The sequence below is a fragment of the Synechococcus sp. O70.2 genome (assembly GCF_047462135.1).
Classification (GTDB): Bacteria; Cyanobacteriota; Cyanobacteriia; order Thermostichales; family Thermostichaceae; genus Thermostichus.
In genome coordinates this window covers 130,297-154,855 of sequence record NZ_JANSIS010000006.1, presented here as the reverse complement: position 1 = coordinate 154,855, position 24,559 = coordinate 130,297, and the positions used below count along the sequence as shown (strand labels likewise).

27 protein-coding genes and 1 tRNA gene are annotated in these 24,559 nt (G+C 59.7%); 5 read left to right on the top strand and 23 right to left on the bottom strand.

What is annotated here, in order from left to right:
* The 7 genes from folK to NW812_RS08420 form a co-directional block, all read right to left on the bottom strand.
* Positions 1 to 419, bottom strand: a 419-nt coding sequence (folK, locus tag NW812_RS08450) for a 2-amino-4-hydroxy-6-hydroxymethyldihydropteridine diphosphokinase (RefSeq protein ID WP_414395847.1), incomplete at its 3' end; no start/stop codon positions are given.
* Complete coding sequence (folB, locus tag NW812_RS08445; RefSeq protein ID WP_414395845.1) at positions 416 to 787, bottom strand: dihydroneopterin aldolase; 372 nt, start codon at positions 785 to 787, stop codon at positions 416 to 418. The genes folB and folK, both read right to left, overlap by 4 nt.
* Positions 774 to 1,643, bottom strand: a complete 870-nt coding sequence (gene folP, locus NW812_RS08440) for a dihydropteroate synthase (protein WP_414395843.1) — start codon at positions 1,641 to 1,643, stop codon at positions 774 to 776. The genes folB and folP overlap by 14 nt, the downstream gene beginning before the upstream one ends.
* Positions 1,644 to 2,081: 438 nt before the next feature.
* Positions 2,082 to 3,173 carry a redox-regulated ATPase YchF gene (gene ychF, locus NW812_RS08435; RefSeq protein ID WP_414395841.1) on the bottom strand — a complete coding sequence of 364 codons (1,092 nt, stop codon included), beginning with the start codon at positions 3,171 to 3,173 and terminating at the stop codon, positions 2,082 to 2,084.
* A gap of 115 nt (positions 3,174 to 3,288) precedes the next feature.
* Positions 3,289 to 4,683: a 23S rRNA (uracil(1939)-C(5))-methyltransferase RlmD gene (gene rlmD, locus NW812_RS08430; RefSeq protein ID WP_414395840.1), complete on the bottom strand. Its 1,395-nt coding sequence runs from the start codon at positions 4,681 to 4,683 to the stop codon at positions 3,289 to 3,291.
* A gap of 248 nt (positions 4,684 to 4,931) precedes the next feature.
* On the bottom strand, positions 4,932 to 6,239 hold the full coding sequence (locus NW812_RS08425; RefSeq protein ID WP_414395838.1) for an O-antigen ligase family protein: 1,308 nt from the start codon (positions 6,237 to 6,239) through the stop codon (positions 4,932 to 4,934).
* Positions 6,232 to 6,597 carry a 2Fe-2S iron-sulfur cluster-binding protein gene (locus NW812_RS08420; RefSeq protein ID WP_414395836.1) on the bottom strand — a complete coding sequence of 122 codons (366 nt, stop codon included), beginning with the start codon at positions 6,595 to 6,597 and terminating at the stop codon, positions 6,232 to 6,234. The genes NW812_RS08425 and NW812_RS08420 overlap by 8 nt, the downstream gene beginning before the upstream one ends.
* A 112-nt stretch (positions 6,598 to 6,709) precedes the next feature.
* On the opposite strand from NW812_RS08420, the gene NW812_RS08415 reads away from it, so the two are divergent.
* Positions 6,710 to 7,162, top strand: coding sequence for a phosphomannose isomerase type II C-terminal cupin domain (locus NW812_RS08415; protein ID WP_414395834.1), 453 nt, complete (start codon positions 6,710 to 6,712; stop codon positions 7,160 to 7,162).
* Positions 7,163 to 7,171: 9 nt separating this feature from the next.
* Here the strand turns inward: NW812_RS08415 and NW812_RS08410 are convergent, their stop codons facing one another.
* The 3 genes from NW812_RS08410 to NW812_RS08400 all read right to left on the bottom strand — a co-directional run bounded on the left by NW812_RS08410 (position 7,172) and on the right by NW812_RS08400 (position 10,436).
* Positions 7,172 to 8,950, bottom strand: a complete 1,779-nt coding sequence (locus tag NW812_RS08410; protein ID WP_414395832.1) for a M48 family metalloprotease — start codon at positions 8,948 to 8,950, stop codon at positions 7,172 to 7,174.
* 64 nt (positions 8,951 to 9,014) lie between these two features.
* Complete coding sequence (locus NW812_RS08405) at positions 9,015 to 9,566, bottom strand: hypothetical protein (protein WP_414395830.1); 552 nt, start codon at positions 9,564 to 9,566, stop codon at positions 9,015 to 9,017.
* A 423-nt stretch (positions 9,567 to 9,989) separates the two neighbouring features.
* Positions 9,990 to 10,436 carry a Fur family transcriptional regulator gene (locus NW812_RS08400; protein ID WP_414395828.1) on the bottom strand — a complete coding sequence of 149 codons (447 nt, stop codon included), beginning with the start codon at positions 10,434 to 10,436 and terminating at the stop codon, positions 9,990 to 9,992.
* 260 nt (positions 10,437 to 10,696) lie between these two features.
* On the opposite strand from NW812_RS08400, the gene NW812_RS08395 reads away from it, so the two are divergent.
* Together NW812_RS08395 and NW812_RS08390 are read left to right on the top strand one after the other, a co-directional pair.
* A complete protein-coding gene (locus tag NW812_RS08395) occupies positions 10,697 to 11,077 on the top strand; it encodes a hypothetical protein (protein ID WP_414395827.1) in 381 nt (126 codons plus the stop codon).
* A gap of 31 nt (positions 11,078 to 11,108) precedes the next feature.
* Complete coding sequence (locus NW812_RS08390) at positions 11,109 to 12,305, top strand: D-alanyl-D-alanine carboxypeptidase/D-alanyl-D-alanine-endopeptidase (protein ID WP_414395825.1); 1,197 nt, start codon at positions 11,109 to 11,111, stop codon at positions 12,303 to 12,305.
* Between the two features lie 56 nt (positions 12,306 to 12,361).
* Here the strand turns inward: NW812_RS08390 and NW812_RS08385 are convergent.
* The 7 genes from NW812_RS08385 to NW812_RS08355 form a co-directional block, all read right to left on the bottom strand.
* Positions 12,362 to 12,434, bottom strand: a tRNA-Ile gene (locus NW812_RS08385).
* 79 nt (positions 12,435 to 12,513) lie between these two features.
* Positions 12,514 to 12,741 (bottom strand): DUF3134 family protein, encoded by a 228-nt coding sequence (locus tag NW812_RS08380; RefSeq protein ID WP_414395823.1) that lies wholly within the window; start codon positions 12,739 to 12,741, stop codon positions 12,514 to 12,516.
* Positions 12,742 to 12,825: 84 nt separating this feature from the next.
* Entirely contained in the window at positions 12,826 to 14,166 is a 1,341-nt protein-coding gene (locus NW812_RS08375; protein ID WP_414395821.1) for a UDP-N-acetylmuramoyl-tripeptide--D-alanyl-D-alanine ligase, read from the bottom strand.
* A gap of 76 nt (positions 14,167 to 14,242) precedes the next feature.
* Complete coding sequence (aroQ, locus tag NW812_RS08370) at positions 14,243 to 14,740, bottom strand: type II 3-dehydroquinate dehydratase (RefSeq protein ID WP_414395820.1); 498 nt, start codon at positions 14,738 to 14,740, stop codon at positions 14,243 to 14,245.
* A complete protein-coding gene (locus tag NW812_RS08365) occupies positions 14,718 to 14,849 on the bottom strand; it encodes a hypothetical protein (protein ID WP_414395819.1) in 132 nt (43 codons plus the stop codon). Before NW812_RS08365 ends, aroQ begins: the two co-directional genes overlap by 23 nt.
* A gap of 401 nt (positions 14,850 to 15,250) precedes the next feature.
* Positions 15,251 to 16,249: a glycosyltransferase gene (locus tag NW812_RS08360; protein WP_414395817.1), complete on the bottom strand. Its 999-nt coding sequence runs from the start codon at positions 16,247 to 16,249 to the stop codon at positions 15,251 to 15,253.
* 661 nt (positions 16,250 to 16,910) lie between these two features.
* Complete coding sequence (locus tag NW812_RS08355; protein ID WP_414395816.1) at positions 16,911 to 17,111, bottom strand: hypothetical protein; 201 nt, start codon at positions 17,109 to 17,111, stop codon at positions 16,911 to 16,913.
* 63 nt (positions 17,112 to 17,174) lie between these two features.
* On the opposite strand from NW812_RS08355, the gene NW812_RS08350 reads away from it, so the two are divergent.
* On the top strand, positions 17,175 to 18,410 hold the full coding sequence (locus NW812_RS08350; protein WP_414395814.1) for an Era-like GTP-binding protein: 1,236 nt from the start codon (positions 17,175 to 17,177) through the stop codon (positions 18,408 to 18,410).
* A gap of 5 nt (positions 18,411 to 18,415) precedes the next feature.
* Here NW812_RS08350 and lipA read toward each other — a convergent pair whose 3' ends face one another.
* The 6 genes from lipA to NW812_RS08320 form a co-directional block, all read right to left on the bottom strand.
* Entirely contained in the window at positions 18,416 to 19,270 is an 855-nt protein-coding gene (gene lipA / locus NW812_RS08345) for a lipoyl synthase (protein WP_414395812.1), read from the bottom strand.
* A 105-nt stretch (positions 19,271 to 19,375) separates the two neighbouring features.
* The gene (locus NW812_RS08340; protein ID WP_414395810.1) at positions 19,376 to 19,873 is read right to left on the bottom strand and encodes a DUF4079 domain-containing protein; all 498 of its coding nucleotides are present in this window, start codon (positions 19,871 to 19,873) and stop codon (positions 19,376 to 19,378) included.
* Between the two features lie 30 nt (positions 19,874 to 19,903).
* On the bottom strand, positions 19,904 to 20,947 hold the full coding sequence (locus tag NW812_RS08335) for a phosphotransferase enzyme family protein (protein ID WP_414395808.1): 1,044 nt from the start codon (positions 20,945 to 20,947) through the stop codon (positions 19,904 to 19,906).
* Positions 20,940 to 21,494 (bottom strand): thioredoxin domain-containing protein, encoded by a 555-nt coding sequence (locus NW812_RS08330; RefSeq protein WP_414395806.1) that lies wholly within the window; start codon positions 21,492 to 21,494, stop codon positions 20,940 to 20,942. Before NW812_RS08330 ends, NW812_RS08335 begins: the two co-directional genes overlap by 8 nt.
* A 63-nt stretch (positions 21,495 to 21,557) precedes the next feature.
* Positions 21,558 to 21,743 carry a 30S ribosomal protein S21 gene (gene rpsU / locus NW812_RS08325; RefSeq protein ID WP_414395804.1) on the bottom strand — a complete coding sequence of 62 codons (186 nt, stop codon included), beginning with the start codon at positions 21,741 to 21,743 and terminating at the stop codon, positions 21,558 to 21,560.
* A 79-nt stretch (positions 21,744 to 21,822) separates the two neighbouring features.
* The gene (locus tag NW812_RS08320; RefSeq protein ID WP_414395803.1) at positions 21,823 to 23,034 is read right to left on the bottom strand and encodes a trypsin-like serine protease; all 1,212 of its coding nucleotides are present in this window, start codon (positions 23,032 to 23,034) and stop codon (positions 21,823 to 21,825) included.
* A 311-nt stretch (positions 23,035 to 23,345) separates the two neighbouring features.
* On the opposite strand from NW812_RS08320, the gene NW812_RS08315 reads away from it, so the two are divergent.
* Complete coding sequence (locus NW812_RS08315; protein WP_414395801.1) at positions 23,346 to 24,524, top strand: 1-deoxy-D-xylulose-5-phosphate reductoisomerase; 1,179 nt, start codon at positions 23,346 to 23,348, stop codon at positions 24,522 to 24,524.
* Positions 24,525 to 24,559: the final 35 nt, after the last annotated feature.

The window sequence follows — 24,559 nt, the reverse complement described above, 5'->3', positions numbered from 1 at the left end:
CCCCCGGGGGTGTTCTTTCCCCCCCGGGGGGCCTGGCGACCGGGCCGCCCCTCCTGCCGTGGGGGGGCCCGGGCCCGGGGGGGGCTGTTGAGAATCCAATTGCCCATGGCCAGCAGATCCAAGTCCAGCGTTCTGGCCTCCCAGTGTATGCGCCGCACCCGCCCTGCTTCCTGCTCGATGGCCAGCAGCGCCCTGAGCAACTCCAGGGGGGATTGGTAAGGCGGAAAGGGATCCAGGGCCACCACGGCGTTGAGGTAGTCGGGCTGGCCCGGCGGCCCTCCTTGGGCGGGGCTGCGGTAGAGGCTGGAGCGGGCCACCACCTCTCCCAGACGCGGCAACTTCTGCATGGCCGTGCGCAACTGCTGCAGCGGATCCCCGAGGTTGCTCCCCAGAGCTATGTAGGCCAGGTCAGGCTTCATGGAGGGGTGGAGCGACGGCGGACGATCTCCACGTACACGTCGTCAAACAGCCCTGGCAGGGGGGCTTGCGGCTTGTGCACCCGCACCGTCAGGGCTTCCACCTGGGGATAGCTCTGCCACAGCCGCTCGGCAATCCGGTCTGCCAACGTCTCAATCAACCGGTAGCGCTGCTGGGTCACCTCTTCCCGCACTGCCTCGTACACCTGGGCGTAGTCCACGGTGTGGGCCAAGTCATCCTCTTGGGGAACCAAGGCAAGCTGCAGCTCCACATCCACCACAAAGCGCGCCCCCAACAGGGCCTCCTCAGGACGATAGCCGTGGTGGGCATGGAAGCTAAGACCCCGCAGCACCAGCCTAGTTTGGCTCACAGTGCAGCCCTTCCCAAGCCGCTAGAGCGGAGACATGAGCAGGGACGTTGTGCGCCCGCACCAGGGTAGCGCCCCGGCTGGCGGCAAAGAGGTGCACGGCTACGCTGGCGCTATCCCGCTCTTTGGGCACAGCAATGCCGGAAAGCTGGCCGACAAAACTTTTGCGCGAGGCTCCCACCAAAACGGGGTAGCCATAGGCCACTAGCCGCGGCAGGGCTCTGAGGAGGGCAATGTTCTGCTCGGCGGTTTTGGCAAAGCCCAGGCCAGGATCCAAAATGACACTGGGCACACCGGCTGCCAGAGCCCGCTCCGCTTGGTCCTTGAGAAAACCAAAAACTTCTCCCTCAAGGTCGTCGTAGTCGGTGAGCTGCTGCATGGTGCGCGGCTCTCCCCGCATGTGCATGATGACCGCTGGCACCCCCTTCTCGGCACACACCTGCATCATCTGTGGATCCCGCAGCCCGGTGACATCGTTGATGATGTGTGCCCCCGCTGCCAGAGCAGCAGCAGCCACCTCTGTTCGCCGTGTATCGACGCTGAGGAGAATTCCGGATCCTTCTAGAGCCCGAATTACAGGCAAAACCCGGTCGCACTCCACCTCTACCGGCACCGGCTCCGCCCCCGGCCGGGTAGACTCACCGCCGATATCCACAATCAGAGCTCCCGCTGCTGCCATGGCCTTGGCCGCTTGCACGGCTGCCTCCACGGATCCCCACTGGCCGCCGTCGCTGAAGCTATCGGGGGTTACATTGAGTACCCCCATCACCGCCACTCCCCGCCAAGAAAGACGGTACCCCTCTTCTGTCCGTTCCGCTCCAGGCAGGGGACGCCGGGAGATCAAGCTAGTAACGCCCATAACTCTTGTAAGCTACTTCGCTGTCAGAGCGGCTGCCCAAGAGGGAGGAAGTGCGAGCCTAGCTGAATTCCCTTGCTCTGTTGGGACGCAGACTGCTTGGAGTGGCACGGCATCTGGGTGTATTCGTCCTAGTAGGGGGATTGAGGGGAGACATCACCTGAGGTTGACAAGGAGGGATCCGCTGCCAGCCAAAGAGTAGCTTCAGCAGAGGAATCCCTCCCGCTTGAGCTAGAACATCCGCCTGAGCTAGAACATAATGTCGTCTTCCGAACGACCCCAGATGCACCAGATGATGGAAGCAAAAATTGCCAGGTAAACCCAGGCCATTGGCCCGTATTGCAGCAGGTCCATCAATGCGTCCCTTAAAGCAATTGTTTATCTAGTCCAATTATTGTGATGTTTCGTTACAGCGTCAACGGCTTTCTCGGGAAAGGGCCCCTAGACATGGAAGCGGAAGAGCACTACATCTCCTTCCTGAACCACGTAGTCTCTGCCCTCGCTGCGCACCAAGCCCTTTTCTCGGGCAGCACTCAGGGATCCCGCTGCCACTAGATCCTCATACGCTATCGTTTCCGCCCGGATAAAGCCCCGCTCAAAATCCGAGTGAATGACCCCCGCCGCCTGGGGAGCAGTGGCACCGGCAGGGATTGTCCAGGCGCGGGTTTCTTTGGGACCAGAGGTAAAGTAGGTGCGCAGGCCCAACAGCTCGTAGGTGGCGCGGATCAAGGATTTCAGCCCCCCTTCTTTCACCCCCAGCGACTCTAGATAAGCCTGTCGCTCTTCAGGCGGCAACTCCACCAATTCCGCCTCCACCTGGGCCGAGACCACCACCACACGCGCCTCCTCTGCCTGGGCCACTTGCCGCACCTGCTCTACCCAGTCGTTGCCAGTGGCTAGCTCCGTTTCTGCCACGTTGGCGGCGTAGATCACCTTCTTGCGGGTGAGCAGCCCCAGCCCTTTGATGGCGACCTCCTCCTCTGCGCTAAGGGGCACCAGGCGAGCCGGCTTGCCCTCGTCCAGAGCAGCCTGCAGCTTCTCCAGGGCCTGCAGCTCTACTTGAGCCGTTTTGTCGGATTTGGCCTGCTTGCGCACCCGTTCCAAGCGTCGCTCAATCTGGGCCAGATCGGCCAGGGCCAGCTCTAGGTTAATCACCCCTATGTCTCGCACGGGATCCACCGAGCCAGCCACGTGGACAATGTTCTCGTCTTTAAAGCAGCGCACCACATGCACGATGGCGTCCACCTGGCGGATGTGGGAGAGAAATTGGTTGCCCAAGCCCTCCCCCTTGCTGGCACCAGCCACCAGCCCGGCAATATCGACAAACTCGATTTGGGCGGGGACAATGGCCGCCGAGCCACTGATCTTAGCCAGCACCTCCAGGCGCTCGTCTGGCACGGCCACCCGTCCGATGTTGGGCTCGATGGTACAGAAAGGAAAGTTGGCCGCCTCCGCTTTGGCATTTTCGCAGAGAGCGTTGAATAGAGTCGATTTGCCCACATTGGGCAGGCCGACAATTCCAGCTCTAAGCATTGAGAGTGGGAGGGAAAAAGTCCGTTGCGAAACTTTACTTTGACGTTAGCATTTGTCGCCTCCGGCTAGTGCGCTTACCCAGAGGGCAGCTCCGCGGCAAGCTGGGCAAGGTTCCTCAGACCCGTTCCAAAAAGACCACTCCCTCTACATGGCCTGTTTGGGGAAAGAAGTCAGCAGCTCGCCATTGGGTTAGGCGGTAGGATCCCTCGGCCATGAGGATTTGCAGGTCGCGCGCCAAGGTGGCAGGATGACAGCTAATGTAAACGATCTGCCGGGGCCGTTGCTGCTTTAGGATCTCAAGCACCTGCCGCTCGCAGCCCCGCCGCGGCGGATCCAACACCACAACATCGGCAGGAGGCAGAGTCGGCAAAACCGCTTCTACTGCGCCCTGGAAAAACTGGGCCGAAGTGATGCCGTTGAACTGGGCATTGTAGCGGGCCTGGGCCACCGCCGCGGGCAGGACTTCCACCCCCATCGCCCGTTTGGCCCGCTGGGCCAAGAGCAGGGTTAGGGTGCCGATGCCACAGTAGGCATCTAGAACGGTCTCCTCGCCGCGCAGATGGAGCTGATCCACTATCCAGGTAAAAAAGGCCTCCGCCTGCTCTGTGTTGACCTGGAAGAAGGAGGTGCTATCAATCCAAAAGGAAAGACCGGCCAGTTCTTCCCGCAGGGATCCCCGTCCAGCAATGACCTCCGTTTGCTGGCCAAAGATGACGTTGGTGCGGGCTGGGTTGAGGTTGAGGCAGACCCCCACCAAGTCGGGGTAGCGCTGCATCCAGCGTTTGGCCCACCTTTCCAGGTGAGGTAGGTCGCGGCTGCAACTCACCAGAGTGAGAAGCACCTCGCGGGTGCGGCGGCCAATGCGCAGGCCCAGATGGCGCAACTGGCCTTGGTGGCGGCTTTCGTCGTACACACTCCAGCCGGTTTCCTGCAGATCCCGCTTGATTTCCCTCAGGAACACATCCAGTCGCTCGTCCTGGACAGGGCACTGGTTGAGGTTTACCAAGCGGTGGCTGCCCCGTCGGTAGTAGCCCATGCGCAGCGGCTGGCCCTCTGCTTTGGCAATGGGGTAGGTGACCTTGTTGCGGTAGCGCAGCGGCTGCGGGGATCCCAAAATGGGGACGGGCTCCGGCAAGGAAAGGCCGCCAATCCGCTCTAGCGCGTTGCGGAGAATTTGCTGCTTGGTGGCCAACTGCTGCTCGTAGCTGACGTGCTGCCACTGGCAGCCACCGCACTTGTCGGCAACAATGCAGGCTGGACGCACTCGGTGCGGCGAGGGAGTAACGAGCGAACGAATTCGCCCGACCAGGTAGTTGCGCTTGATCTCGAGAACCTGGGCCACCACCCGATCCCCGGGCACGCCTTGGGCTACAAACACCACCCGTCCCCGCCCGTAGCCAAGGGTGTGGGCAATGCCATCTCCTTCGGGAGTTAGGTCGGTGATCTCCAGGGAGAGGAGATCCCCTGGCTTGATGGGATCAGGGGCCAGCAAGGGGATTGACTGCTCCATGGAAGAAGGTGGGGCACTCCAGATACCACTGAACTTTTTCGGAAATGGGTTAGCAACAGCTTTTTACTCCCCTTCTGGAGAGGCGTGCTCTCACCTCCCATCCCCTCTCTCCGAGGAAAAGGGGAGATTTGATGAGGGGAGATGTGAGTCAATCGAAATTGGGTGAGACCATCCAATCGATACGCAAGAAAATCCGGCAACCGAGACAGAATAAACAGAGTAATCCCAGAAAACGCAAGGACGGAACTCTATTGTGGCATTGGCTGGGACACCTGGCTTGGGAAGGGATCCGCTGGAACCCTATTTTGCTTGCCGCGGAGCGGATCGAGGCTGGATCCCCAAACGGCCCCCAAAAGCAAGGTCATCAACAGGTGAAGGCGGCCGTCCAAGATCACCACGTCCACTATCCCGGCAGCAAAAAACGCTGTTAGGGCCAGCAGCATGCCCAGAAGGAGCCCGTCCTGGGAACAACGCCAGGCTCGCCAGCCCCGCGCCAAGATCCAGCCCCACAAGGCCAGATAGCCCAGCAGCAGAGGGATCCCGCCTTCCGCCGCCAAGTGCAAGTACAAGTTGTGGCAGTGGCCTAGCAGCTCGGGCGGGTCCTGGGCATTGTAGAGCTCGGGAAAGCTCTGCCAGCCCCAGCCGGTCAGGGGCCGCTCCCGCACCATCTGCAGGGCAAAGCGCCAGGCATCGAGGCGGTTGGCGGTTGAGCTAAAGTGGGGGGCCTGGGGATCCCAGGTGTCCGCCAGACGGCTCCAAATCAACGAAGGCACAACTGCCCGCCAGCCAGGCCAATCCAAAGCCGCCGCCAAGCTGGCTAGCCCCAGGCCGGCCAAGAGGGCGATCCCCCACCAACAGCGCCGCAGCACCAACCCAATGAGTAGAGCCAATCCCCCTGCCCCCCAGCCGCTGCGGGAGGCTGTCAGCAGCAATAGCAGAGATCCCAGCCCCAGCATCGCCACTAGCCCTGCTCGGGTGAGGCGGGATCGAGTTACCCCCCACAGCCCTGCCGCCAAGCACAGGTGGATCACCAGGTAAATGGCCAGGAGGTTGGGGGAGGTAAAGGCCGCTGCTGGTCGCTCCCCGCCAGCCACTCCCGTAATCCAGAGCGGCCCCAAGAAGAGATGGCCCTGCCACCCCCACAGGACCTCTCCCCAGCCCAACAGCAGCATCAGCCCACTGCCCAGTACCAACACCTGCGCTAGGCGCCGGCGACTTTCAGGATCGGCCAGCGCTGCCCCAAAGGCCGGCAGCATCAGCAGAAAGGGCCAGTAGTTAAACATCCCCGGCAAGCTCAGCCGCCAGTCTTCCCCCAGCAGCGCCGTTGCCACTGCCGCCGCGCTCAGCAGGCCCGCCAAGCCCAACAGGGGATCCCGCCGGATCTGCTCCCAGCAGCGGCCATAGCTCTGCACCGTCCCCACCACCGCCAGCAACAGACTAGGGGCCAGGTTCACCGGGATCAGCGCCGCCGACCCCAACAGCCAGCCCTGAGGCTGCGAAGGCTGGGGATCCGGCAACAGGTCTTCAGGGGCAACTGAGGCAGAGAAATTACTCATCGTCGATGGGGATCCCCGCTCGTACCCGCCCCTGGCCAAAGTAGCGGCCAAACTGCAGCTCGTAGACCTCGTCTTCGTCTTGGGTTTCCACCCACAGCTCGGAGCGGGCATAGCCCACGCACAGCAGCCCGTAGCCCTGCTCCTTCAGCTCCCGCGAGATCCCCATTGCCTCCGGCTGGTAGAGGGATCCCCGCCGGATCCGCACCGCACAGGTGGTGCAGGCACCGTTGCGACAGGCAAAGGGAAGCTGGATCCCTTGGGCTTCGGCAGCCTCCAGGATATATTGGTCGGCGGGCACCTGGATGAGATAGTGGGCGTCTTTCTGGCGGTCGTGGATGTGAACCGGGTAGGAACGCATGGAGGAGCAAGATGAGGAGACTTCTCCATGATCCCACAAGACTTGAGGGGAGTTGGGCTACTTTCCAGCTCCGTAGGATAAGCTGAAGGCAGGGCGCCCAGGAGAGCAGCCTATGCTAGAAACCCCTAATTCCCCCATGCCCTCAGAGGAAAAACTGCCAGCCACCTTCTCGGCTGAAGTTTTTCACAAGCTCCTCGAGAGCAATACGGAAACTCGCCCCTGGGGCAGCTTTACGGTGCTGGACGAGGGCCCTGGCTACAAAATCAAGCGGATTGTGGTGCTGCCCAAGCGTCGTCTTAGCTTGCAGATGCACTACCACCGCAGCGAACACTGGATCGTCGTTGCCGGCACCGCCAAAGTAACCTGCGGCAACGAAGAGCGGCTGATCACCACCAACCAGTCTACCTACGTGCCCCCCTGCACCAAGCACCGCCTGGAAAACCCCGGTGTCATCCCGTTGGTGATCATCGAGGTGCAAAACGGCCAGTACCTGGGCGAAGACGACATTGTCCGCTTCAGCGATGACTACGCCCGTGCTACCGGTGAGCAAGCGACTGCCTCCTGAGCAGGCCCCCTAGAAAGGGGAAAAGGCCATCAACAGCAGGGCACCAAGCAAGCCCAGTGCCACCTGCACCGCCTGCCCAAAAGGAGGGTGGCTGGTCACCACTTCGCCATAGCGGCTCTGGAAGCGGGACAGATCCAGATAGGGAGCCACCCCCCGCCGGAACCACCCGACCACTGTTCCCTCTTTGCCGATCAGCCCTGCGGCCTGCCTGGCCCCAAACAGGAAGTTGCCCAGTGGCCCAAAGCGGGAAGCGTAGCGCAAGAACATCATCCCCGTCTCATCCTGGAACTTGAGGTCGGCGCCAAAGCGATAGCCCGGATTCCCCCGCCCAATTACCCGCCCCTGCAGCTGCATTGGCAACCCGCGCAAGGGGCTGGTGTAGGGGTTGCTCAGCGCCTTCAACACCGTCAACGCCGGCGGGTTCTCCAAGCTGGGGTACATCACTGGCATCTTCAGCAGCAGGCCCAAGCTGGCTCCCGCCAGGGCCAGGCCGGCAAACATGCCGTAAGATCCTGCCTGTAGAGCTGGGATCCCAAGCCCCATTCCCAAGATTGCTCCCAGCCACTCGGCATTCAACAGCAGCATGTCCAGGAGGAAACTGCCATAGAGCTGCTGGCGGTTGAGCTGCTTGCCTTGGGCCACCACGCTGGCCATATCGAATTCCACCGGCAGATCCAGTTGCTCGGCATAGGTGGCTAGCGCCCGCACCCGCTTGCCGGTGAGGGGATGGGTGGAGTTCAGCTCCATCCACCAGGCCCAGGGGTTAAACAGATCCCACAAAAACACCCTGCCCACCTGGCTGGGATCCGAAGCAAGCCGGTAGGCTGTCCCCACCGTCCCTGCTGCCTTGGCGTCGTAGATCCCCAAGGCCCGCATCCCCTCCACCAGGCGGGTGCTGCGCCGACGAGTTTCCTCGTCCTGCTCCCGCTCTCCCTTCTGGACAATGCCAAAGGCAATTTTCACCAGAGCCCGTGCAAGGGCATTGGGGTTGCCGGTGGTTTCGGCAGCAAAGTAATCGGCAAAGTACTCCCGCACCCGCGACAGATACAGCACCAAATAGGAGCCAACCACGTAGAAGAGGTAGGCCACCAGCGCCAGGAAAGCCAGGTTTTTCCCCCCTCTGCGGTTACGGCCCTCACTGCTCCCGCGATCGCGCACATAGACATAGAGAAGGTAGAGGAGCTGCAATAGCGTGGAAGCTAGGGTCATGACAGCGAAATCCCAGTGGATAACATGCCCCAGCTCGTGGGCATAGACCGTGGCCACCTCTTCATCTTCCAGGTAGGTAAATAGGCCCTCGCTGACAACAATGCGGGCGTTATTGGGCAGGCTGCCATAGGTGAAGGCGGTGGGGTTTTGATCGGGGATCAGACCCAGCTTCGGCTGCTTTAGCTTGTGCTGCCGGCAGACGCGTTCGATCACCTCCGCGCTTTCGGGGCTGCGGCGCTCAATTTCCCCCAAGCTCACCCACTGGGTGCCGTAGAGGCTCTGCTGGATCCAGTCCATCACCCAGGGGGACAAAAAGAAGACTAGGGCGTTGAAGGCCAGGGCAAGCAAAACGGCGAGAAGGAAAGAGCCGAAAGAGAGCCCTCCTTCCAGGGTGCCGAAAACAGCCAGGGCCAGCACAAACACCATGCCAAACAATAGGCCTAGGGTCAGGCCTGCGGCCACTGTCAGGTTGCCGGCAAAGCTGGCCAAAACCAGCGCCACCCCCCCTTGGGGAGCGCGATAGTTGCGTTTTGCCTGGCCGGTTTTGCAGCCTGAGGCGGCGGGATCCAAATCAGCCAAGGTGCGGCTAGGGCTGAAACAGTAGCGGCTTAGCCAAATGCTCAGCAGGCGCAGCTCATAGGGGCTAAGACTCTTCAGAGGTTCCAGCCACTTCCAGCCACAGAGATGCTTCCACTGACAGCGTCACCGTGGAGACAGCGCTGGGGTTGCGAAACAAGGTGGGCAGTAGGGGCAGCACCTCCTCTTTTTGCCCAGAAGTGAGGCCGTGAAAACCCAAGACTGCCTGGCGCACCACGCTGGAGGGTTGGGGCAGGTCGGCAGTGAGCAACTGGCGGTCTAGGACAAAGCAGTAGTGGCTGAGATCTGGCTGCAGAGTCCCTTCTGTGGCTAGCCCCGGCCCCAGTCTCACCTGCGTCTTCCAGTCAGCCTGCTGCTGACCCATAGGGCGACTGTAGAGAGCTAAGCGCTTGACTTGGGGGTAGCGGCTAGCTACAGCCTTCCGGAACCAAGCGGTTAGCTGCTCGTAGTTGAGGGCAGCATTGGCAGGGCGATTGAGCATGACCACCAAAGCATAGTCCCCAGGGCTGTCTTGGAGGGGCTGGGCCTTGACTTGGACTCTCAGGCCCAGATCGGCCAGGGCCCTCTCCAGCCAGTGCGCCACTTCCTGCTCGTTCATAGTCATCTCCCGCAGTAGGGGGTTGACGTTCTCCTCAGCCCTGAAGGGCGGGGATTCTTCCCCTACTTGCTGTGCTACACAGCGTGCGGCTTGTACCGCAAGATCTCAACCAGTGTCCGTTTGTCCTAGGTCTAGAGGATCACTAGCGGTGGGTTGTGTTTGCCGCTGGAAAGGAGCTTGATAGCTGGGCTCTTCCCCTGCAGCCGGTAGGAGCAATGCTGCCAGGGCGGTTTGGCCTCGGGTCGCCGGCACTGGCGCCACGATCTGACTGAAGTGCCCAGTTTGAGCTTGCAGACGGTGTCCACGGCCAAGGCTAACGGGCTGAGTTGGTAACAACAGGTGGCTTATCCCCCTCCCAGCGGCAGCACTGCTCCACTAGGTCGGAGAGCAACCTAAGCAAAGCTCAGCCTTAGAAGTTTTTGGCTACACAATCGAGCGCTGTCCCTCGGGGCTAATGCCAATGATGGTGAGCTGGCAATCGAGCAGCTTAAAGCCGTATTTTTCCGCCACCTTTTGGCTGATGCTGAGGATGGCATTGTTTTTAAACTCAATGACCTTGTTGGTTTTAATGCAAACCAAATGGTGGTGGTGGCGGGGAGCCGGATGGTTGATCTCGTAGTGTTTGTGACCTTCCGTCAGCTCCAGCTCCCGCAAAATGCCCATGCGTGTCATTAGCTTGACAGTGCGGTAGATAGTGGAGAGGCTAACTTTATGGCCTTCTTCCTGCAACTTCTTGTGCAGCTCCTCGGCACTCAGGTGAGTCCCCTCGGGTAGGTTTTGAAAGGTCTGTAGGATAATCTCCCGTTGCCGAGTGGCTCGCCAGCCCCTCGCGTTTAGCTCCGCCTTGAAAGCTTCTTCCGTATAGACCATGACCCTGCCCCTCCACTCCTAGGCAACGCGGCCGTGACCGTCAATAAGTTCTGTAATTGATAATAGCTTCTGATAGCTTCCCTAAGAGCCCTGCCAGCGGTTTTCCCTCCTGGAGCAGTTGCAGCGTCTGGTCTAGCTTGTCCCCCTAGGATGAGCTAGCCTACTCTTGCAGCATCTTGCTGGCGGCAAGTTTGGGCTACCATGCTCAGGAAAAGGCCTGTCCTAGCAGTGTTGGCAAGTATTGAGGAAGGCAGAAAAAGATGCGCTTTGAGCAGCCCAAAACCTATTCCATTTCTCTAACTGGCTGGGGTTTTTGGCTGGGATCCCTGGCCGTGGCAGCTTTGCTAACCGGCCTCGGCCTGGGCTGGCTGATGGTTGGCTTGGTAGCCCTGCTTTTGTTTTTGCTCTCTCTACCGCTGTTGGTGCTGCTGGCCTTCCGCTGGTGGGCCCGCCGCTGGATTACGACGGATCGCTGCCCGGTCTGTGGGTCAGAGGCGCAAGCTCTTGAAGGCAGCCACTTCTTTTGTCCCAGTTGTGGCGAGCCCCTGTTTGTTGCCGATGGATACTTCCACCGGCAAACGCCCCCTGGCACCATCGACGTGGAGTCTGGGGAAGAAAGCAGCTGGGAGTTACCCAGCTGAAGGATTCATCCTCGCGGCGCTTTGAGGGTTGATGAGCCGGTGGAGACGCAGAGCAAGAGCGGGGATTGGGCTGCTCTCAGCAGCAGGGCTCTGGCTAGGGGCGTTGCCCTCTTCGCCGGGATCCCTGCAACCTCAGGTGCAAATCCATCTAGCGCAGTTAGCTAGGCGGGGGTTTTCGCCTACGGCGCAGGGGGTTTGGCTGCAAAGAGGCGACCAAGTTTTGGGGCAGCACCAGGGATCCACCCCTCTGCCGGCCGCCTCGCTGACCAAGGTGGCCACTACCCTGGCTGCTTTGCAGCAGCTTGGCCCGCAGCACCGCTTTGTTACCACCTGGTTGGCCACCGGCCCCTTAACCGCTAAGGGAGTTTTGCAGGGGGATCTCTGGGTTTTGGGAGGAGGGGATCCCTTCTTCGTGTGGGAAGAGGCCTTCTTGGTGGGCAACGCCCTCAACGAGCAGGGAATCCGCCAAGTGCGCGGGGATCTGGTGGTGGTAGGCCGCTTTTACATGAACTTTTCCCTGGATGTAGCCCGCTCGGGAGCTCTGCTGCAGCGGGGGCTGGATGCGCGGCGCTGGCCGCCAGAAGCCCAGATCCAGTTTCAAACCTTGCCTCCCGGCACACCCAAGCCGCAGGTGGAGATCTTGGGCTCGGTGCGGATTGCCCAGCAAATCCCAGCTAACGCCCAAGTTTTGCTCAGACATGAGTCGCCCCCCCTTATTCACTTGCTCAAGCTGATGAATCTCTACAGCAACAACTCCATGGCCGAGATGTTGGCCACGGCGGTGGGGGGAGCAGACCAGGTGGCTCAACTGGCCCGTGAGGCCGCAGGGATCCCGCCTGCCGAGCTACAGCTAGTTAACGGCTCGGGGTTGGGAGTGGAAAACCGCATTTCTCCACGGGCCAGTGTGGCTTTGTTTCAGGCAATCCAACTGCTTCTGGAAAAGCAAGGGCTTTCTCTAGCCGATGCTTTCGCTGTCGTCGGCCAAGATGGAGGGGTGCTGGGGCAGCGGCCGTTGCCGGAGGGGATGATTGCCAAATCCGGCACCCTCAGCGGCATCAGCACCTTGGCGGGAGTCTTGCCAACCGAAAGGGGGGACATTTGGTTTGCCCTGATGAACAGCGGCGCCCCTTTGGCTGACTTGCGTGCCTGGCAGGAACAATTTCTCAGCCAGCTCCGATCCCAGTGGGGAGCCCCTGCCATCTTGCCTAAGCGTTGGAAACCGCGCTGAAGGGAGGGGAGGACTCCGCAGCGAGTCAGTTTCAGCCAGGGGGATCGCTTTGCCAGTGGGGCGTACAGGAGTCGAACCTGTGTAAGGCAAATTATGAGTTTGCTGCCTAAACCGCTCGGCCAACGCCCCTTCTTTACTCTACTTTAGCGCCCCTAGCTCTATCCTGATCCTCCCCGCCCAGAGCCTTGCAGCGCCAGCTGACTCTGACCTACTCCTCTTCCTCCATCTCGAAGTCCTCGACGAAGTCGTCGCCGATCAAGTCGTCAATCTCCTCGAGATCGTCGTCTAGGGTAATCTCAGGAACTTCAATTGGCTGTTCCAGCAAGCGACCTTCCTGGCGTAGCCAGTCCAAGATAGAGAGGCCGCCGCTGGAGGGCAGGAGCACCGGAGGTTGATCCCGCGGCTCCTCCCGCAGAGAAGGGTTGTGGTAGTACATACTGTCCAGGCAAAGGGAAAAAATCGAAACCGCTCCCCTCAAGCGGGGAGGTGAGTCTGGCTAGCGGCTATTTCCTAGCTTAGCCTAGGCCTGCCAGGCCTGCAAAAAGCGCTGCAGCACCCGCTCTAACTGGATGGCTCGCGCTGCTTTAAATAGCAGCCGATCCCCCGCCTGCACCTGGTGCAGCAAGATTTCCAATAGGGTTGATTCGTCCCTACAGCGCTCTACCTGAGCCGCTGGCCTCTGCTCAATGAGCGGCTGCATTTCCCCCTCGGGATCCAAAAGCAAAAGCCGTTCCAACCCCAAAGGGGCAGCAGCGCGCCCCACCTCTGCGTAAAGGTAAGGGGCATGCTCCCCCAGCTCCCGCATGGGGCCCAGGATTGCCCAGCGCCGTTTTCCGGGGGTTTGGGCCAGAAGCTGGAGAGCCGCGATCATGGCCTCTGGCGAGGCATTGTAGGTCTCATCCCAAATTTCCACATCTCCTGCCAGCTTGAGGTGGCGGTTACGCCCCTCCAGGGGCGTGGGCAAGAGGATAGGCTCTCGCAAGCGTTCCCAATCCAACCCCAAGCTGCGCACAGCGGCCAGCACCCCCATCCAGTTGAGGGCATGGTGCCTGCCTGGCAGGGGCACTGGCAAGGTCAAGCCCTCCACGGTAACCGTCTGCGCCTGCGGATCCCACTGCCCTCGCAGCTCACCTTGGTCAAGGCCGTAGGTGAGGGTTGGCCCCGACCACACCCTGGCGGCAGTGGCCAGCAGCAAGGGATCCTCACCGTTGAGCAGAGCCACTCCCCCTTGGCCTAGCTCTTGCAGCAGCTCGCACTTGGCGGCGGCAATGGCCTCGCGGGATCCCAGTCTGCCGATGTGGGCAGTGCCGATATGGGTAATCAAGGCGTGGGTAGGCTGAGCCGTCTGGGCCAGGCGGCGAATTTCGCCGGGACCGCGCATGGCCATTTCCAGCACGGCAAACTGGTGCTCAGGTCGCATCTGCAGCAGTGTCTGGGCCACGCCAATGTCGTTGTTGTGGTTGGCTTCGCTTTTGAGAACGCTGCCGTAGCGGGAGAGGGCAGCCGCCAGCATTTCCTTGGTCGTGGTCTTGCCCACTGAGCCGGTGATGGCCACCACGGGAATGGCAAACTGCTCCCGCCAGGCTCTGGCTAGGCGCTGGTAGGCAGCTAGGGTATCTGGAACCCAGAAATGGGGTGCAGCCACCGGCTGCTGGCTGATGACAGCAATGGCCCCTTTGCTCATGGCGTGGGGAATGAAATCGTGCCCGTCAAAGCGCTCTCCCTTGAGGGCAACAAAGATCGACCCGGGCTGCAAGCGGCGGCTGTCGGTGCAGAGGGTCTGAACCGGCCAGCTCAACAGCTGAGGATCCCCTTGCAGAGGGGTTTGCAGCAGCTCGGCCACAGCTTGTAACGTCAGCATGGGGGTCAATGAGTTGAGCTTGGCTATCGCGTAGGATAGCCAAAAGAAGGCTCACCTGCTTCTCCAACCAAGTTAGCTAGGCTGCTTGCATCCGCAGGTGTTGCACGAGCGCCTGTAGTCCTAGCAAGTAACTATGGGCCCCAAATCCGCTGATTTGCCCAAGGGCTACAGCCGCGATGTAGGAGTGCTGGCGGAAAGGCTCGCGGCGGTAGATGTTGCTTAGGTGAACTTCTACAGTAGGCAATCCCACAGCGGCAATGGCGTCGCGCAGAGCAATGCTGGTGTGGGTATAGGCGCCTGGGTTGATCAAAATGCCGGCATGCTGCTGGCGAGCGCGGTGAATGGCGTCGATGAGCACTCCCTCATGGTTGGACTGGAGGATCTCCAGCTTTACCCCCAGCAGCTCTGCTTGCCGATGCAGAGCCTGATCCACCTGCTCCAGGGAAACTGAGCCGTAGATGCTGACCTCCCGCTCCCCCAGTAGGTTAAGGTTGGGGCCGTGCAACACCAAGATGCTCAAAAGCTCGCCGCTGGTGGCTAGGGCGGTCGGATTAACGACGACGAGGGGATCCATTTTCTACCGGAATGGGTGCAGGTTGGGGCTGAGGACTTCCCAGCAAAGCGTCAATGACACGTTCCACCCACTCGCGGATCTTTTCGAGAACCTTTTCTACCCAATCCATCCGACCTTCCTCGCGAGGTTTTACCAATGGAGCTTACTCGACGGGCTTCCATGATAGCACTTCCTCCCTTGGGATCCAGAGCTGACCATCTGCGCAGCAGGGTTTTCACCTAGCGAAAGAGGCTGCCCTGCGATGCCTTGCGCAGGTAAACCGTCCGCCCTGGTTCCACTCCACTATCCCCTCCCAGGGTCTACTCCCCCAAACAGCGCTCCAGCGACCTCCCACACACAACCGTCGAGAATCATAGCCCTGCACCTGTCTGCCCGCTGTACGCCTTCAGCCAGTTCCAAGCAAAATAGGCTGCAGCATGGGTGGCACGTCCATCCTAATGGTCGCCTGCTTTCTGCTCGCAGAGCCGTGATCCTATCGCACCAAACTCTAGCAGTTTATAGATTCCCAGACTAGCCAATTTTCTGTGCATTGGAGAAGTTTATTTGATTCTCATTTCCTAAAACAAAAGCAAATCTGCAAGAATAGACAAGGCTTGACCTCGTCAGTTGACTGTCTACCTTAACGATAAGAAAATTGAGATTCTCTGTAGCATAGGAGCTGATTCTTACAAGTTGCTCATCTGTTACTCTTAAGATAAGAAGATCCCAATCTTCACCAGAACAAGAACCTATGGCGCTAGCTACGCGGACACGCAGCAGGTCCTTTCCATAGCTTGTAAAGATCGTGTAAAGATCGTGTAGGGGGAAGCCAGGCTCGACATAGAGGTCTAGCCTCGGCAGGTCTAGCAAATCAGCTACAATCACTGGAGGACAGTTCCGGCTAACAAGCACCCTCGGCCGCTCGTACAATCGATGTAGCTCCTGAGCAGCCTCGTAAATGGGAAGACGTGTACCTACCAGGTCTCTAGAGAAAATGCTGATGGAAAAGCGAGGTTCTGATTTCGCTGCGTAAAAGTTGGGCAGATCTCCATTAAATACCCAATTGATTAGATCAGCTATTCGATACTTTGGATGCCAGTCATTAAAAAACTTCTCATAAGCTCTCTTAGCAATCTCTATTGCTGACTCAGGGTTTTCTAGATAAAACTTGATTTTTTCTACTAGCTCTGCGTAGGAGTCATAAGTGTCGCAATATAGTCCAGGAGTCAAGTATTCGTCAAAACCGGAGGCAAATGACAGGCGATCTGTTAACAAAAATCCTCCTGCAGAAATAATTTCAAGGTTCCTAAAGTTAATGTCGCCATTTAGGCTACAGTTCAGCGAGATCAGGGAGTGGGCAAACAAATGAGCTCCCTCTTCCCTGCGTCCTGACTTGATAACCAAAGGCAAACCCGATTCTCTCAGAGCATTGATCAGGAGAGATCGCCTTGGGTGATAAATGCTAACCCTGCCAAAGAAGGTAACTCTTTTCTCTCTTGTTTGTACCCATTCATGAGTGATTACGGTCATAGAGATCAAAGGTAGCCACGCTAGATTCTTGACTCCTACGGAGGCAAACCAGTGTAAATGCTGTCGATTGTGAGGAGTGACCACATAATCAAAGTTTTCTTGTATACAGTATCCTAGAAGGCGGCTGATAGGTGCTGTTCCATGATGGGTATCTCCAGATAACAAAACCGTCGGACAGCCAAACTTTTTAGTGTTGAGCGGCCTGCAGCCCGAAATTGAATAACTACAAAGCCAAATCAGTATTAAGTCAAACTTTTTATCTTCAATCTGGTTGCAGCGATGCACAAACTCGTAAAGATCGAAGTCTCCTGACGGGCACTCAACTATCCCCTGAGGAATGCTGCAAAATTCAAGGCCTACTCCTTTCGCTATGTCTCTTGGACACAGAGTTACCTGATTATCGGAAAAAGCTGGAGGTGGGAGGCAGTCTGGTGGCAGCGGCCACACTAAAAGAACTCGCGGCTGTGGAGCCTCGTTCTTCATGTTCTGGCTGTGTGCTTGAATAGCGCTTACCTCGACTGAGAGTGAGGTACATCATAGCATGTAGAAAAATTGAGAGCCAGATTAGGCTCTTGTAAGGAAGGCAAGGCATAGTTGCTCTTGCCTCACCGAATTACTTGTTGCGCGCATCCCAAAAAACCACCTATGCAGGCCAGTTGGACTAGCGAAGGGCGCTTAGAAGCACAATATCCACAGCCAGCAGGGCCCCAGCAAAGGCCAATAGGCTGCGCACGATCTGGCGTTCTTGCTTGGAGCGATGGGATCCCCCCAGCCGTAGCCAGCGTAGGGACTTGGGAAAGCGGTAGAGCATACGGAAAGCTCCTCGAGCCACTTGGGGAGTGTTGACGCTACAAATAATCATGCCCCATTCTCCAAGTGGCCGATCCCACCTAACTTCCCTTCGCTGGGGGGAAGGTGGGCTGCGGTGGCCAATTCCCCTTGGAGTGATTTTCTGTCGATGACCACTCCCCTAGCCCAAGCCGAAACGGTTTTTCAGCGCTGCTGGGATCACTGGCAACCGCTGGCCAAGCGTCCCGACCTGCAGCCGGAGCTGAAGGCTCTGTCTGCTCTGCGCAGGCGACTGAGGGCGCGGTTATTTTCCATTGCCGTGTTTGGGCTGGTCAACCGCGGCAAGTCAGCAGTCGTGAATGCCCTAGTTGGCGAGGCTCGGCTGGAAGTGGGGCCCCTAAATGGCGTGACTCAAAAGCCGCAATCGCTGCTGTGGCGACCGGGGCCAGGGCTCCCTTGGCAAGTGCGGCTCATCGATACGCCCGGCTTAAACGAGGTCAACGGAGAAGCGCGCGAACAGTTGGCCTGGGAGGTGGCCCGGGCGGCGGACTTGATCCTGTTTGTAATCGCCGGCGACTTGACCCAGCTGGAGTACCAGGCGCTGCTGGAGCTGCGCACCCTGCACAAGCCCCTCCTGCTGGTGTTGAATAAGTGCGATCTCTACTCGGAGACGGAGCTGCAGGCAATTCGCGAACAAATTAGCCGCCACCTGGGCTGGGTGTTGCCGCAGGAGATCCTGACAGTGTCCGCTTGCCCAAAACCCCAGAAAGTCCGCACCCACTGGCCAGATGGCCGCATCACTTTGGAGTGGGAGCGACCTGCTCCCCAGATCGCAGCTTTGCAAAGCCAAATTGTGGAGATTTTGCGGACGGAGGCGGAGTCCCTCCTGGCCCTCAATGGGCTGAAGCGGCTGGAGCGCCTCCAGACTCAGCTTTGGCAGAAGCAGTGGCAGTATCACGCTCGCCATCTGGAGCAGTGGGGTACAGCCTGCGCCCTTGGCAAGGGGGTCGCCGTGGGCTTAGCGCCCCTGGGCTTGGATCTTCTGCTTGCGATCCTCCTGGATAGTCTGTGGGTGTTAGGCTTGGGGATGCGGCTGCGCCTGCCCTGGGGATCCCTCCGCAGGGCTTTGGAGGACTTGGGGCGACCGCTGCTGCTGAATAGCACGCTGCTGCTGTTGGCCGAAGGGCTAGGCACCTGGCTGGGGGGCAGTTGGGGCAACAGCCTCCTAGGGGGAGTCGTGGCAGGGGCAAGCCTATACCGTCTGGGATCCCTGACGCCACCCCTGCTGAGCCGCTGGGTCAGCGAAGGGTTTGGCCTGGGGGCCGTCCTGCGGGATCTCGTGGGCAGCAAGGAGCTAGCTGCCAAGGTCTAGGGGGCCTAGTCCTGCCCCATCTCGGCAGCGTGGTAGGAGCTGCGCACCAAGGGCCCAGAGCGCACCTGGCGAAACCCCATCTGGCGGGCAATCTCGCCCAGCTCAGCAAACTCCTCTGGCGTCCAGTAGCGCTGCACTGGGCGGTGGGCCAAGGAAGGCTGTAGGTACTGCCCCAGGGTGAGCCGCTCGCACCCCACTGCCAGCAGATCCCGAAATGTCTCCAACACTTCTTCGCGGGTCTCCCCGTGCCCTAGCATGAGGCCGGACTTGGTGGGCAGGTTGGGATCCAGCTCCTTCACAGTTTGCAAAACCCGCAGGGATAGGTCGTAGCCAGAACTGCGCCGCACCGCCTGCGACAGCCGCCGCACCGTCTCAATGTTGTGGTTGTAGCAGGCCGGCCTGGCCGCCACCACCCGGGCAATGCAGTCGCGATCCCCCCGAAAGTCAGGGGTAAGCACCTCGATCTGGATTCCAGGACAGCGCCGCCGGATGGCCTCCATCACCTCCACGAAGCGGCCAGATCCCTGGTCGGGCAGGTCATCGCGGGCCACCGAGGTAAGCACTACATAGCGCAGCCCCAGCAGCTCCACCGCTTCGGCCACCTTTTCCGGCTCTTCCGGGTCGAGGGGAGCAGGCCGTCCGCTGGCCACTTGACAGAAAGAACAGGCGCGGGTGCAGATCCCGCCCATCAGCAGAAAGGTGGCAGTCCTTTGGCTGTAGCACTCGGCCCGATTGGGGCAACGCCCCTCCTCGCAGATGGTGTGCAGTCCCCGCTGCTTGATCACCCGCTGAACTGCCGAGATATCGCTGGCCTTGCCGATAGAGCGCTTGACCCAACTGGGGAGGGGGCTACCAGGCATGGGAGAACCGCTTGCTAGGGCTGAGTACCTGGGAAAGAAGCCTTATCCAAAGAGATAGCGTCCATCATGGTATGGACGCCTTCCCTGCCCTTGGCTGGAAAAGGGCTAGGTTACCTGAGGAGAGGCTAGCATCTGGTTGACGATGCGCTGCACGATTTGAAAGCCGGTTACCGCCTGCCAGCCCAGGATCCCCAAGATCACCACATTGAGCAGCAGGTGGACATTGCGGGCCCAGACCTTTTGGCCATCCTTCATCAGGGGTGCCAAAGCGGCAGAGGTGGTTACTAGGGCTACAATGCCCAGGCCGGCCAGCAGGTGGGGCCCAACAAACAGCTTGTGGCTTCTAATGTAGGTCACGGCCATGCCTCCCAGGGCCCCAAACACCATCAACAGCAAGAAGAGAGATCCCGCCAGGAAATGCCGCTGGCCAAACTTGCCCTTAATCAACTCCTTGCGCTCTTCCGCCGAGGCGGTGCGCAGCCGCCGCACCTGGAGACCCAGATAGAGAGTATAGAGAGCTAGGGCAGAGGCCAAAATCATCAGCACTGGGTGAAAGAAGGGCAGAGCCAATTCCAGCCAGCGGGGAAGTTGAATGGTGCTCATAAAAGCCACGCAAAGAAGAGGAAGTTGCCCCTAACTTAACCAATTTCCCTCTCCTGAAGCAAGGGCGTATATGGACTCCAACAGTTGGGGTGCCAGCTGGGTTAGGTGTTGGTAGAGGCGGATCTGCCGCCGGCAGCGGGCCAGGTTGTGATCCCGGCGACTGGCGTACCGCTGCGGATCCCAATTCCAGTAGCAGTCCTCGAACCAATCCAGCAAAAAGCGCATCCCCAACTCCAGCGTCATCAACTGGATCCCTTGCAGAAGGAGCTCCGGCTGCAGAGCACGCAGGTTGCCGGTTTGGGCGTAGCCGCGCAGCCCTGCTAGGATTGCCTCGGCCTCAACGGCCTCCCCTCTCCGGCCCCAGGAGCGCAAGGCATCTCCTAGCTCAACGTACAGGTTGTGGTCCATAAAGGTGTCGAGATCCACCAGGCCGGCAAATTTTCCCCTTTCGTCAAACAAAAAGTTGTTGAACTTGAGATCGGCATGGATAATCTGAGTCGGGAGGCCTGGCGGCAAAAGCAACCTGGGCACGGTCTCGACAAAAAATTGCCACTCTGCCCTTATTTCCGGGTCGGGGCTGCGCTGGCAGAGCTGCTGCCAAAAATAGGCCGTGTCGTGAAAGTGAGGGATCTGAAAGCGAAAAGAGTAGTGCCATCCGGCCAAAAGGCGATGTAGGCGCCCAACCGCTGCCCCTGCTTGTTCCAGATAGCTCCAGGCAGGAGGAGTTGAGTAAGAGGATCCCAGCAGGCAGTCCATAACCCGCCACAGCCCTCCCCCCCAGCTTAGGTGCAGGGAGCCATCGCAAGCGCGGCGGAATTGGGGAACCGGAAAACCCTGCTGCCGTAGCCAAAAGCCAATGGCCTGGCCATCTTCGGTAACCGCCGGGTCAAATTGGGGATGGAGGCGCTGGACAACGAAGGATCCCTGGGTTGTCTTGAGCTTCCAGGTCTGGTGAACAAGGCCCCCTCCGAGGGCTTCGAGCAGCTCGGGCTCCCCTAGTTGAAAGTGCCGAACCAAGGGATCCAGCCAGGCAAAATCGGGCGTGGGCAAATCACCCGCCCAAGTCCTAGCCATGGGTGCGCGGATCCGGCTGAGCGGGGAGGACAGGCCCACCTGGCTGCAGGGCAGACACTGGCCCAGGCTGGGTCAGCGGCAAGGGATCCCCGGCTGCCAGAGCCAGCAAGTTGGCCCGCAAAACCGAAGCTGGCTGTTCTCCAATGGCCGATCCCACCACTTCCCCTTGGCTGTCCAAGAAGAGAAAGTGAGGGATTCCGTTGACCCGATAGCGGCTTAGCTCTGGCAGCCACTTGGGGTTGTCCACATTGAGCATGACGAAGTTAATTTGCTGGGCAAATTCCTTTTTCAGGTTGGCCAGAAGAGGCGCCATGGAGCGGCAGGTGATGCACCAGTCGGCATAAAACTCCACCAGGGAAGGCTTGCCGTTGGCCTGGGCTTCCTCCCAAGGCACAGCCTCTGCCGCCAGCGCTGCCAAGCTCGTGCCCGCCTGACGCGCTTGGTTGGCCAAAAACAAGCCTGCTGCCAAAAGCACAGCCAGAGCTGCTACAAGGCCGTTGCGCAGGCGTTTTGCCCAGTTTTCCCCCCCGATTTCTCCCTTCGCCATGACAGACTTCCTCCAGGTAAGAGAGGGGGAGTTTTGTTCTCGATTGAGCTTCGAGGCAAGTTATCAATTGGCAGCCTTACGGCGATTGCGACGGGCTGCTACTGCTTTCCGCTTGCGCTTTTCCAGGCTGCTTTCAAAGTGCCGATGGTTGCGCAGATCCCGCAAAATGCCCGCCTTGGCAACTTGGCGCTTAAAGCGACGCAGCGCCGACTCAATCCCTTCGTTTTCGCCGATTGTCACCTGGGTCATAGAGAGATCGTCTCCTTCCTGAATTAACTGAAGTTGTCAGGATCTCTATCCTAAACTATCTCTTGCCACCCGATGGCGACTACTGGGCACGGCTGCCAAAGGTAATCCCAGAAACTACCTCCCCCTCCCGTAAGTTCACCGTCACGGAGGCCGTTGCTCTCTCTCGGGGAGAAGGGGAGGGCATTGGTAGCGGTGTTGGCCTGGGGGCACCACCAATTACCGATTCCACAAACCCGACAAAGCTGGATACCCGTGTATACACCCCATAGAAATTGGGCTGGGCGCAACCTTGGCCAAAGCTGGTGATCCCGGCTAGGGCAAAGCCACTGCTGGTAGGAACAACCAAGGGCCCACCGCTATCACCCTTGCAAGTATCCACACCCCCTTGAGGAAAGCCAGCGCAGAGCATGGTTTCCAAAATGGCGCCGTTGTAAGACTGGGGAGCATTGCACACCTCGTTGCTGACGAGGGGAACTTCGGCCTGCTGTAGAGCCCTGGGAAAGCCGCTGGGCTCCTCCTCGAGAGTGCGGGGGAAGGTGGCTCCCCAGCCAAGGATGGTGGCGAGAGTACCAGGGGCAGTCAGGTTGGTTTGGTTGGACTGCACCAGCGGCAGGGTAGGCAGGGCCACTGGCCGAGAGAGGCGCACCAGGGCAATGTCATTCCCCCCCTCTGGCCCTCGTCGGGGGTCGTAGTTGGGGTGGATAACAATTTGCGCAGCCCGAATTCGCTGGCCGGCACCGATTTGCAAGACGGTGGTACCCAACAGCAGATCCAGACTTTGGACATCCACGTCCGGCTCGCCTCGAGGGTCGAAAAAGCAGTGGGCGGCGGTAAGCACCCACTCCGGGGCAATTAGAGATCCCCCGCAAAACTGCGCCTGAAAAGGATCCGGCTCAGCTGCCTTCAGCAAAGCCACCATCCAGGGAAAGGCCCCCGGCTGAGCTGGCCTGCCGCCGACAATCCGCCCCAACCCTGAGCGCGGCGTGGTGAACACCCGCCCTGGCGGCAAAAGGGCAGTGACGTGGTAGGTGCCAGGGGGCAAGTTGGAGAAACGAAAGTTGCCGTTGGCATCGCTGACGGTGCTGGGCTCCCCTGGATCGAGGCGTCCATTGCTGTTCAAATCCAGAAAGGTGGTGATGCCTGCTAGCCCTGGCTCTCCTGGATCTCGCAGACCATTGCCGTTGAGATCGTCGAAATGGGATCCCTCGATGCGCCCTGCAGGAGGGGCTGGAAGCGGCGGCAGGGGACGACTGGAACCCCCACCACCACAGGCACTTACGCTCAGAGCCAAACCCAACCCCAGGAGCACAGACCATGAGCGAGCTAGGCCAAAGAAGGGATGGAATCGGGAGGAATAAGGCATGGTCAGATTCTGCAAGGCTAGCCGGCTATGCTAGCCAAGCATACCCTGCCGACCGATGAAGAGTTAGGAAAGGTCTGCAGTCGGGAAAAAAGGGCCTCACTATCCCCTGCAGCCGGTATAAGGCAGGGATCCTCAAACGCGAAGCGGGGCCGTTCGCCCTTTGGGCAGGCTGTAGGAGGGTGAGTCTGCGCTGAAAGAGTGTTACGCTCTTTAGCTAGGTGCAAAGGGATCCTTAAAGTATGCAAGCCATCACCCTGCTCGGCTCCACCGGCTCAATTGGCACCCAAACCCTGGACTTGGTGGCTCAGTATCCGGAGCGCTTTCGGGTCGTCGGCTTGACCAGCTACAGCAACGTCACTCTCTTGGCCGAGCAAGTGCGGCAGTTTCGGCCCCAGATTGTGGCCATTGGGCGGGAGGAGCTGCTGCCGGAGCTGCGATCCCTGCTGAGCGGCCTGCAACCTCTGCCAGAGCTAGTGGCAGGAATGGAGGGGCTGTGTCAGGTGGCGGCCCACCCCGAGGCTCAGCGGGTGGTGACGGGGATCGTCGGCTGTGCTGGCCTGTTGCCTACCCTGGCTGCCATCCGCGCCGGCAAGGACATTGCCCTGGCCAACAAAGAAACCCTGGTGGCAGGCGGTCCGGTGGTGCTGCCCCTGGTGCAAGAGCACGGCGTGAAGCTCATCCCCGTGGACTCGGAGCATTCGGCCATCTTTCAATGTCTGCAGGGAGTGCCAGCGGGATCCCTGCGCCGCATCTGGCTGACCGCCTCAGGGGGAGCCTTTCGCGATTGGCCGGTGGAGAAACTGGATCAGGCGACGCTGGCCGATGCTCTCAAACACCCCAACTGGGTGATGGGGCGCAAGATCACCATTGATTCAGCCACCCTGATGAACAAGGGCCTGGAGGTGATCGAGGCCCACTGGCTGTTTGGCCTGGACTATGACCGGATCGAGATCCTCATCCACCCTCAGAGCATTGTCCACTCCTTGGTCGAGCTGGCAGATACTTCTGTTCTGGCCCAGTTGGGCTGGCCGGATATGCACCTGCCCATTCTCTATGGCCTCAGTTGGCCGGAGCGCCTCTCCACCCCCTGGGAGCCTCTTGATTTGGTAAAGCTGGGATCTCTTACCTTTAAGGCGCCGGATCACCGCAAGTACCCCTGCCTACAACTGGCTTATGCTGCTGGGCGGGCAGGAGGAACCCTGCCGGCGGTGTTGAATGCGGCCAACGAGGCGGCGGTGAACCTCTTTCTGCAAGAGCGCATCCGCTTTCTGGACATCCCTCGCCTTTTGGAGCAGGTGTGCGAGCGGCATCAGGTCATTGCCAATCCCAGCCTGGAGGACATTCTGGCAGTGGATGCCTGGGCGCGACAGCAGGTGGAACTCTTGGCGCAGCAGGCCCCAGCCCAGGTTCTAGCCTGATCCCTACCGGGGGGATCCGGCCCAGCGCTAGAGTG

Bases quoted from the DNA above. Each gene is read 5' to 3' on its own strand.
- NW812_RS08335 (WP_414395808.1), bottom strand. From the start codon at position 20,947: ATGGCTAGGACTTGGGCGGGTGATTTGCCCACGCCCGATTTTGCCTGG.
- NW812_RS08395 (WP_414395827.1), top strand. From the start codon at position 10,697: ATGCGCTTTGAGCAGCCCAAAACCTATTCCATTTCTCTAACTGGCTGG.
- lipA (WP_414395812.1), bottom strand. From the start codon at position 19,270: ATGCCTGGTAGCCCCCTCCCCAGTTGGGTCAAGCGCTCTATCGGCAAG.
- NW812_RS08365 (WP_414395819.1), bottom strand. From the start codon at position 14,849: ATGGATTGGGTAGAAAAGGTTCTCGAAAAGATCCGCGAGTGGGTGGAA.
- NW812_RS08420 (WP_414395836.1), bottom strand. From the start codon at position 6,597: ATGCGTTCCTACCCGGTTCACATCCACGACCGCCAGAAAGACGCCCAC.
- NW812_RS08355 (WP_414395816.1), bottom strand. From the start codon at position 17,111: ATGATTATTTGTAGCGTCAACACTCCCCAAGTGGCTCGAGGAGCTTTC.
- aroQ (WP_414395820.1), bottom strand. From the start codon at position 14,740: ATGGATCCCCTCGTCGTCGTTAATCCGACCGCCCTAGCCACCAGCGGC.
- ychF (WP_414395841.1), bottom strand. From the start codon at position 3,173: ATGCTTAGAGCTGGAATTGTCGGCCTGCCCAATGTGGGCAAATCGACT.
- NW812_RS08360 (WP_414395817.1), bottom strand. From the start codon at position 16,249: ATGACCGTAATCACTCATGAATGGGTACAAACAAGAGAGAAAAGAGTT.
- rlmD (WP_414395840.1), bottom strand. From the start codon at position 4,683: ATGGAGCAGTCAATCCCCTTGCTGGCCCCTGATCCCATCAAGCCAGGG.
- NW812_RS08340 (WP_414395810.1), bottom strand. From the start codon at position 19,873: ATGAGCACCATTCAACTTCCCCGCTGGCTGGAATTGGCTCTGCCCTTC.
- NW812_RS08330 (WP_414395806.1), bottom strand. From the start codon at position 21,494: ATGGCGAAGGGAGAAATCGGGGGGGAAAACTGGGCAAAACGCCTGCGC.
- NW812_RS08425 (WP_414395838.1), bottom strand. From the start codon at position 6,239: ATGAGTAATTTCTCTGCCTCAGTTGCCCCTGAAGACCTGTTGCCGGAT.
- folP (WP_414395843.1), bottom strand. From the start codon at position 1,643: ATGGGCGTTACTAGCTTGATCTCCCGGCGTCCCCTGCCTGGAGCGGAA.
- NW812_RS08375 (WP_414395821.1), bottom strand. From the start codon at position 14,166: ATGCTGACGTTACAAGCTGTGGCCGAGCTGCTGCAAACCCCTCTGCAA.
- NW812_RS08405 (WP_414395830.1), bottom strand. From the start codon at position 9,566: ATGAACGAGCAGGAAGTGGCGCACTGGCTGGAGAGGGCCCTGGCCGAT.
- NW812_RS08380 (WP_414395823.1), bottom strand. From the start codon at position 12,741: ATGTACTACCACAACCCTTCTCTGCGGGAGGAGCCGCGGGATCAACCT.
- rpsU (WP_414395804.1), bottom strand. From the start codon at position 21,743: ATGACCCAGGTGACAATCGGCGAAAACGAAGGGATTGAGTCGGCGCTG.
- NW812_RS08390 (WP_414395825.1), top strand. From the start codon at position 11,109: ATGAGCCGGTGGAGACGCAGAGCAAGAGCGGGGATTGGGCTGCTCTCA.
- NW812_RS08415 (WP_414395834.1), top strand. From the start codon at position 6,710: ATGCTAGAAACCCCTAATTCCCCCATGCCCTCAGAGGAAAAACTGCCA.
- NW812_RS08315 (WP_414395801.1), top strand. From the start codon at position 23,346: ATGCAAGCCATCACCCTGCTCGGCTCCACCGGCTCAATTGGCACCCAA.
- NW812_RS08400 (WP_414395828.1), bottom strand. From the start codon at position 10,436: ATGGTCTATACGGAAGAAGCTTTCAAGGCGGAGCTAAACGCGAGGGGC.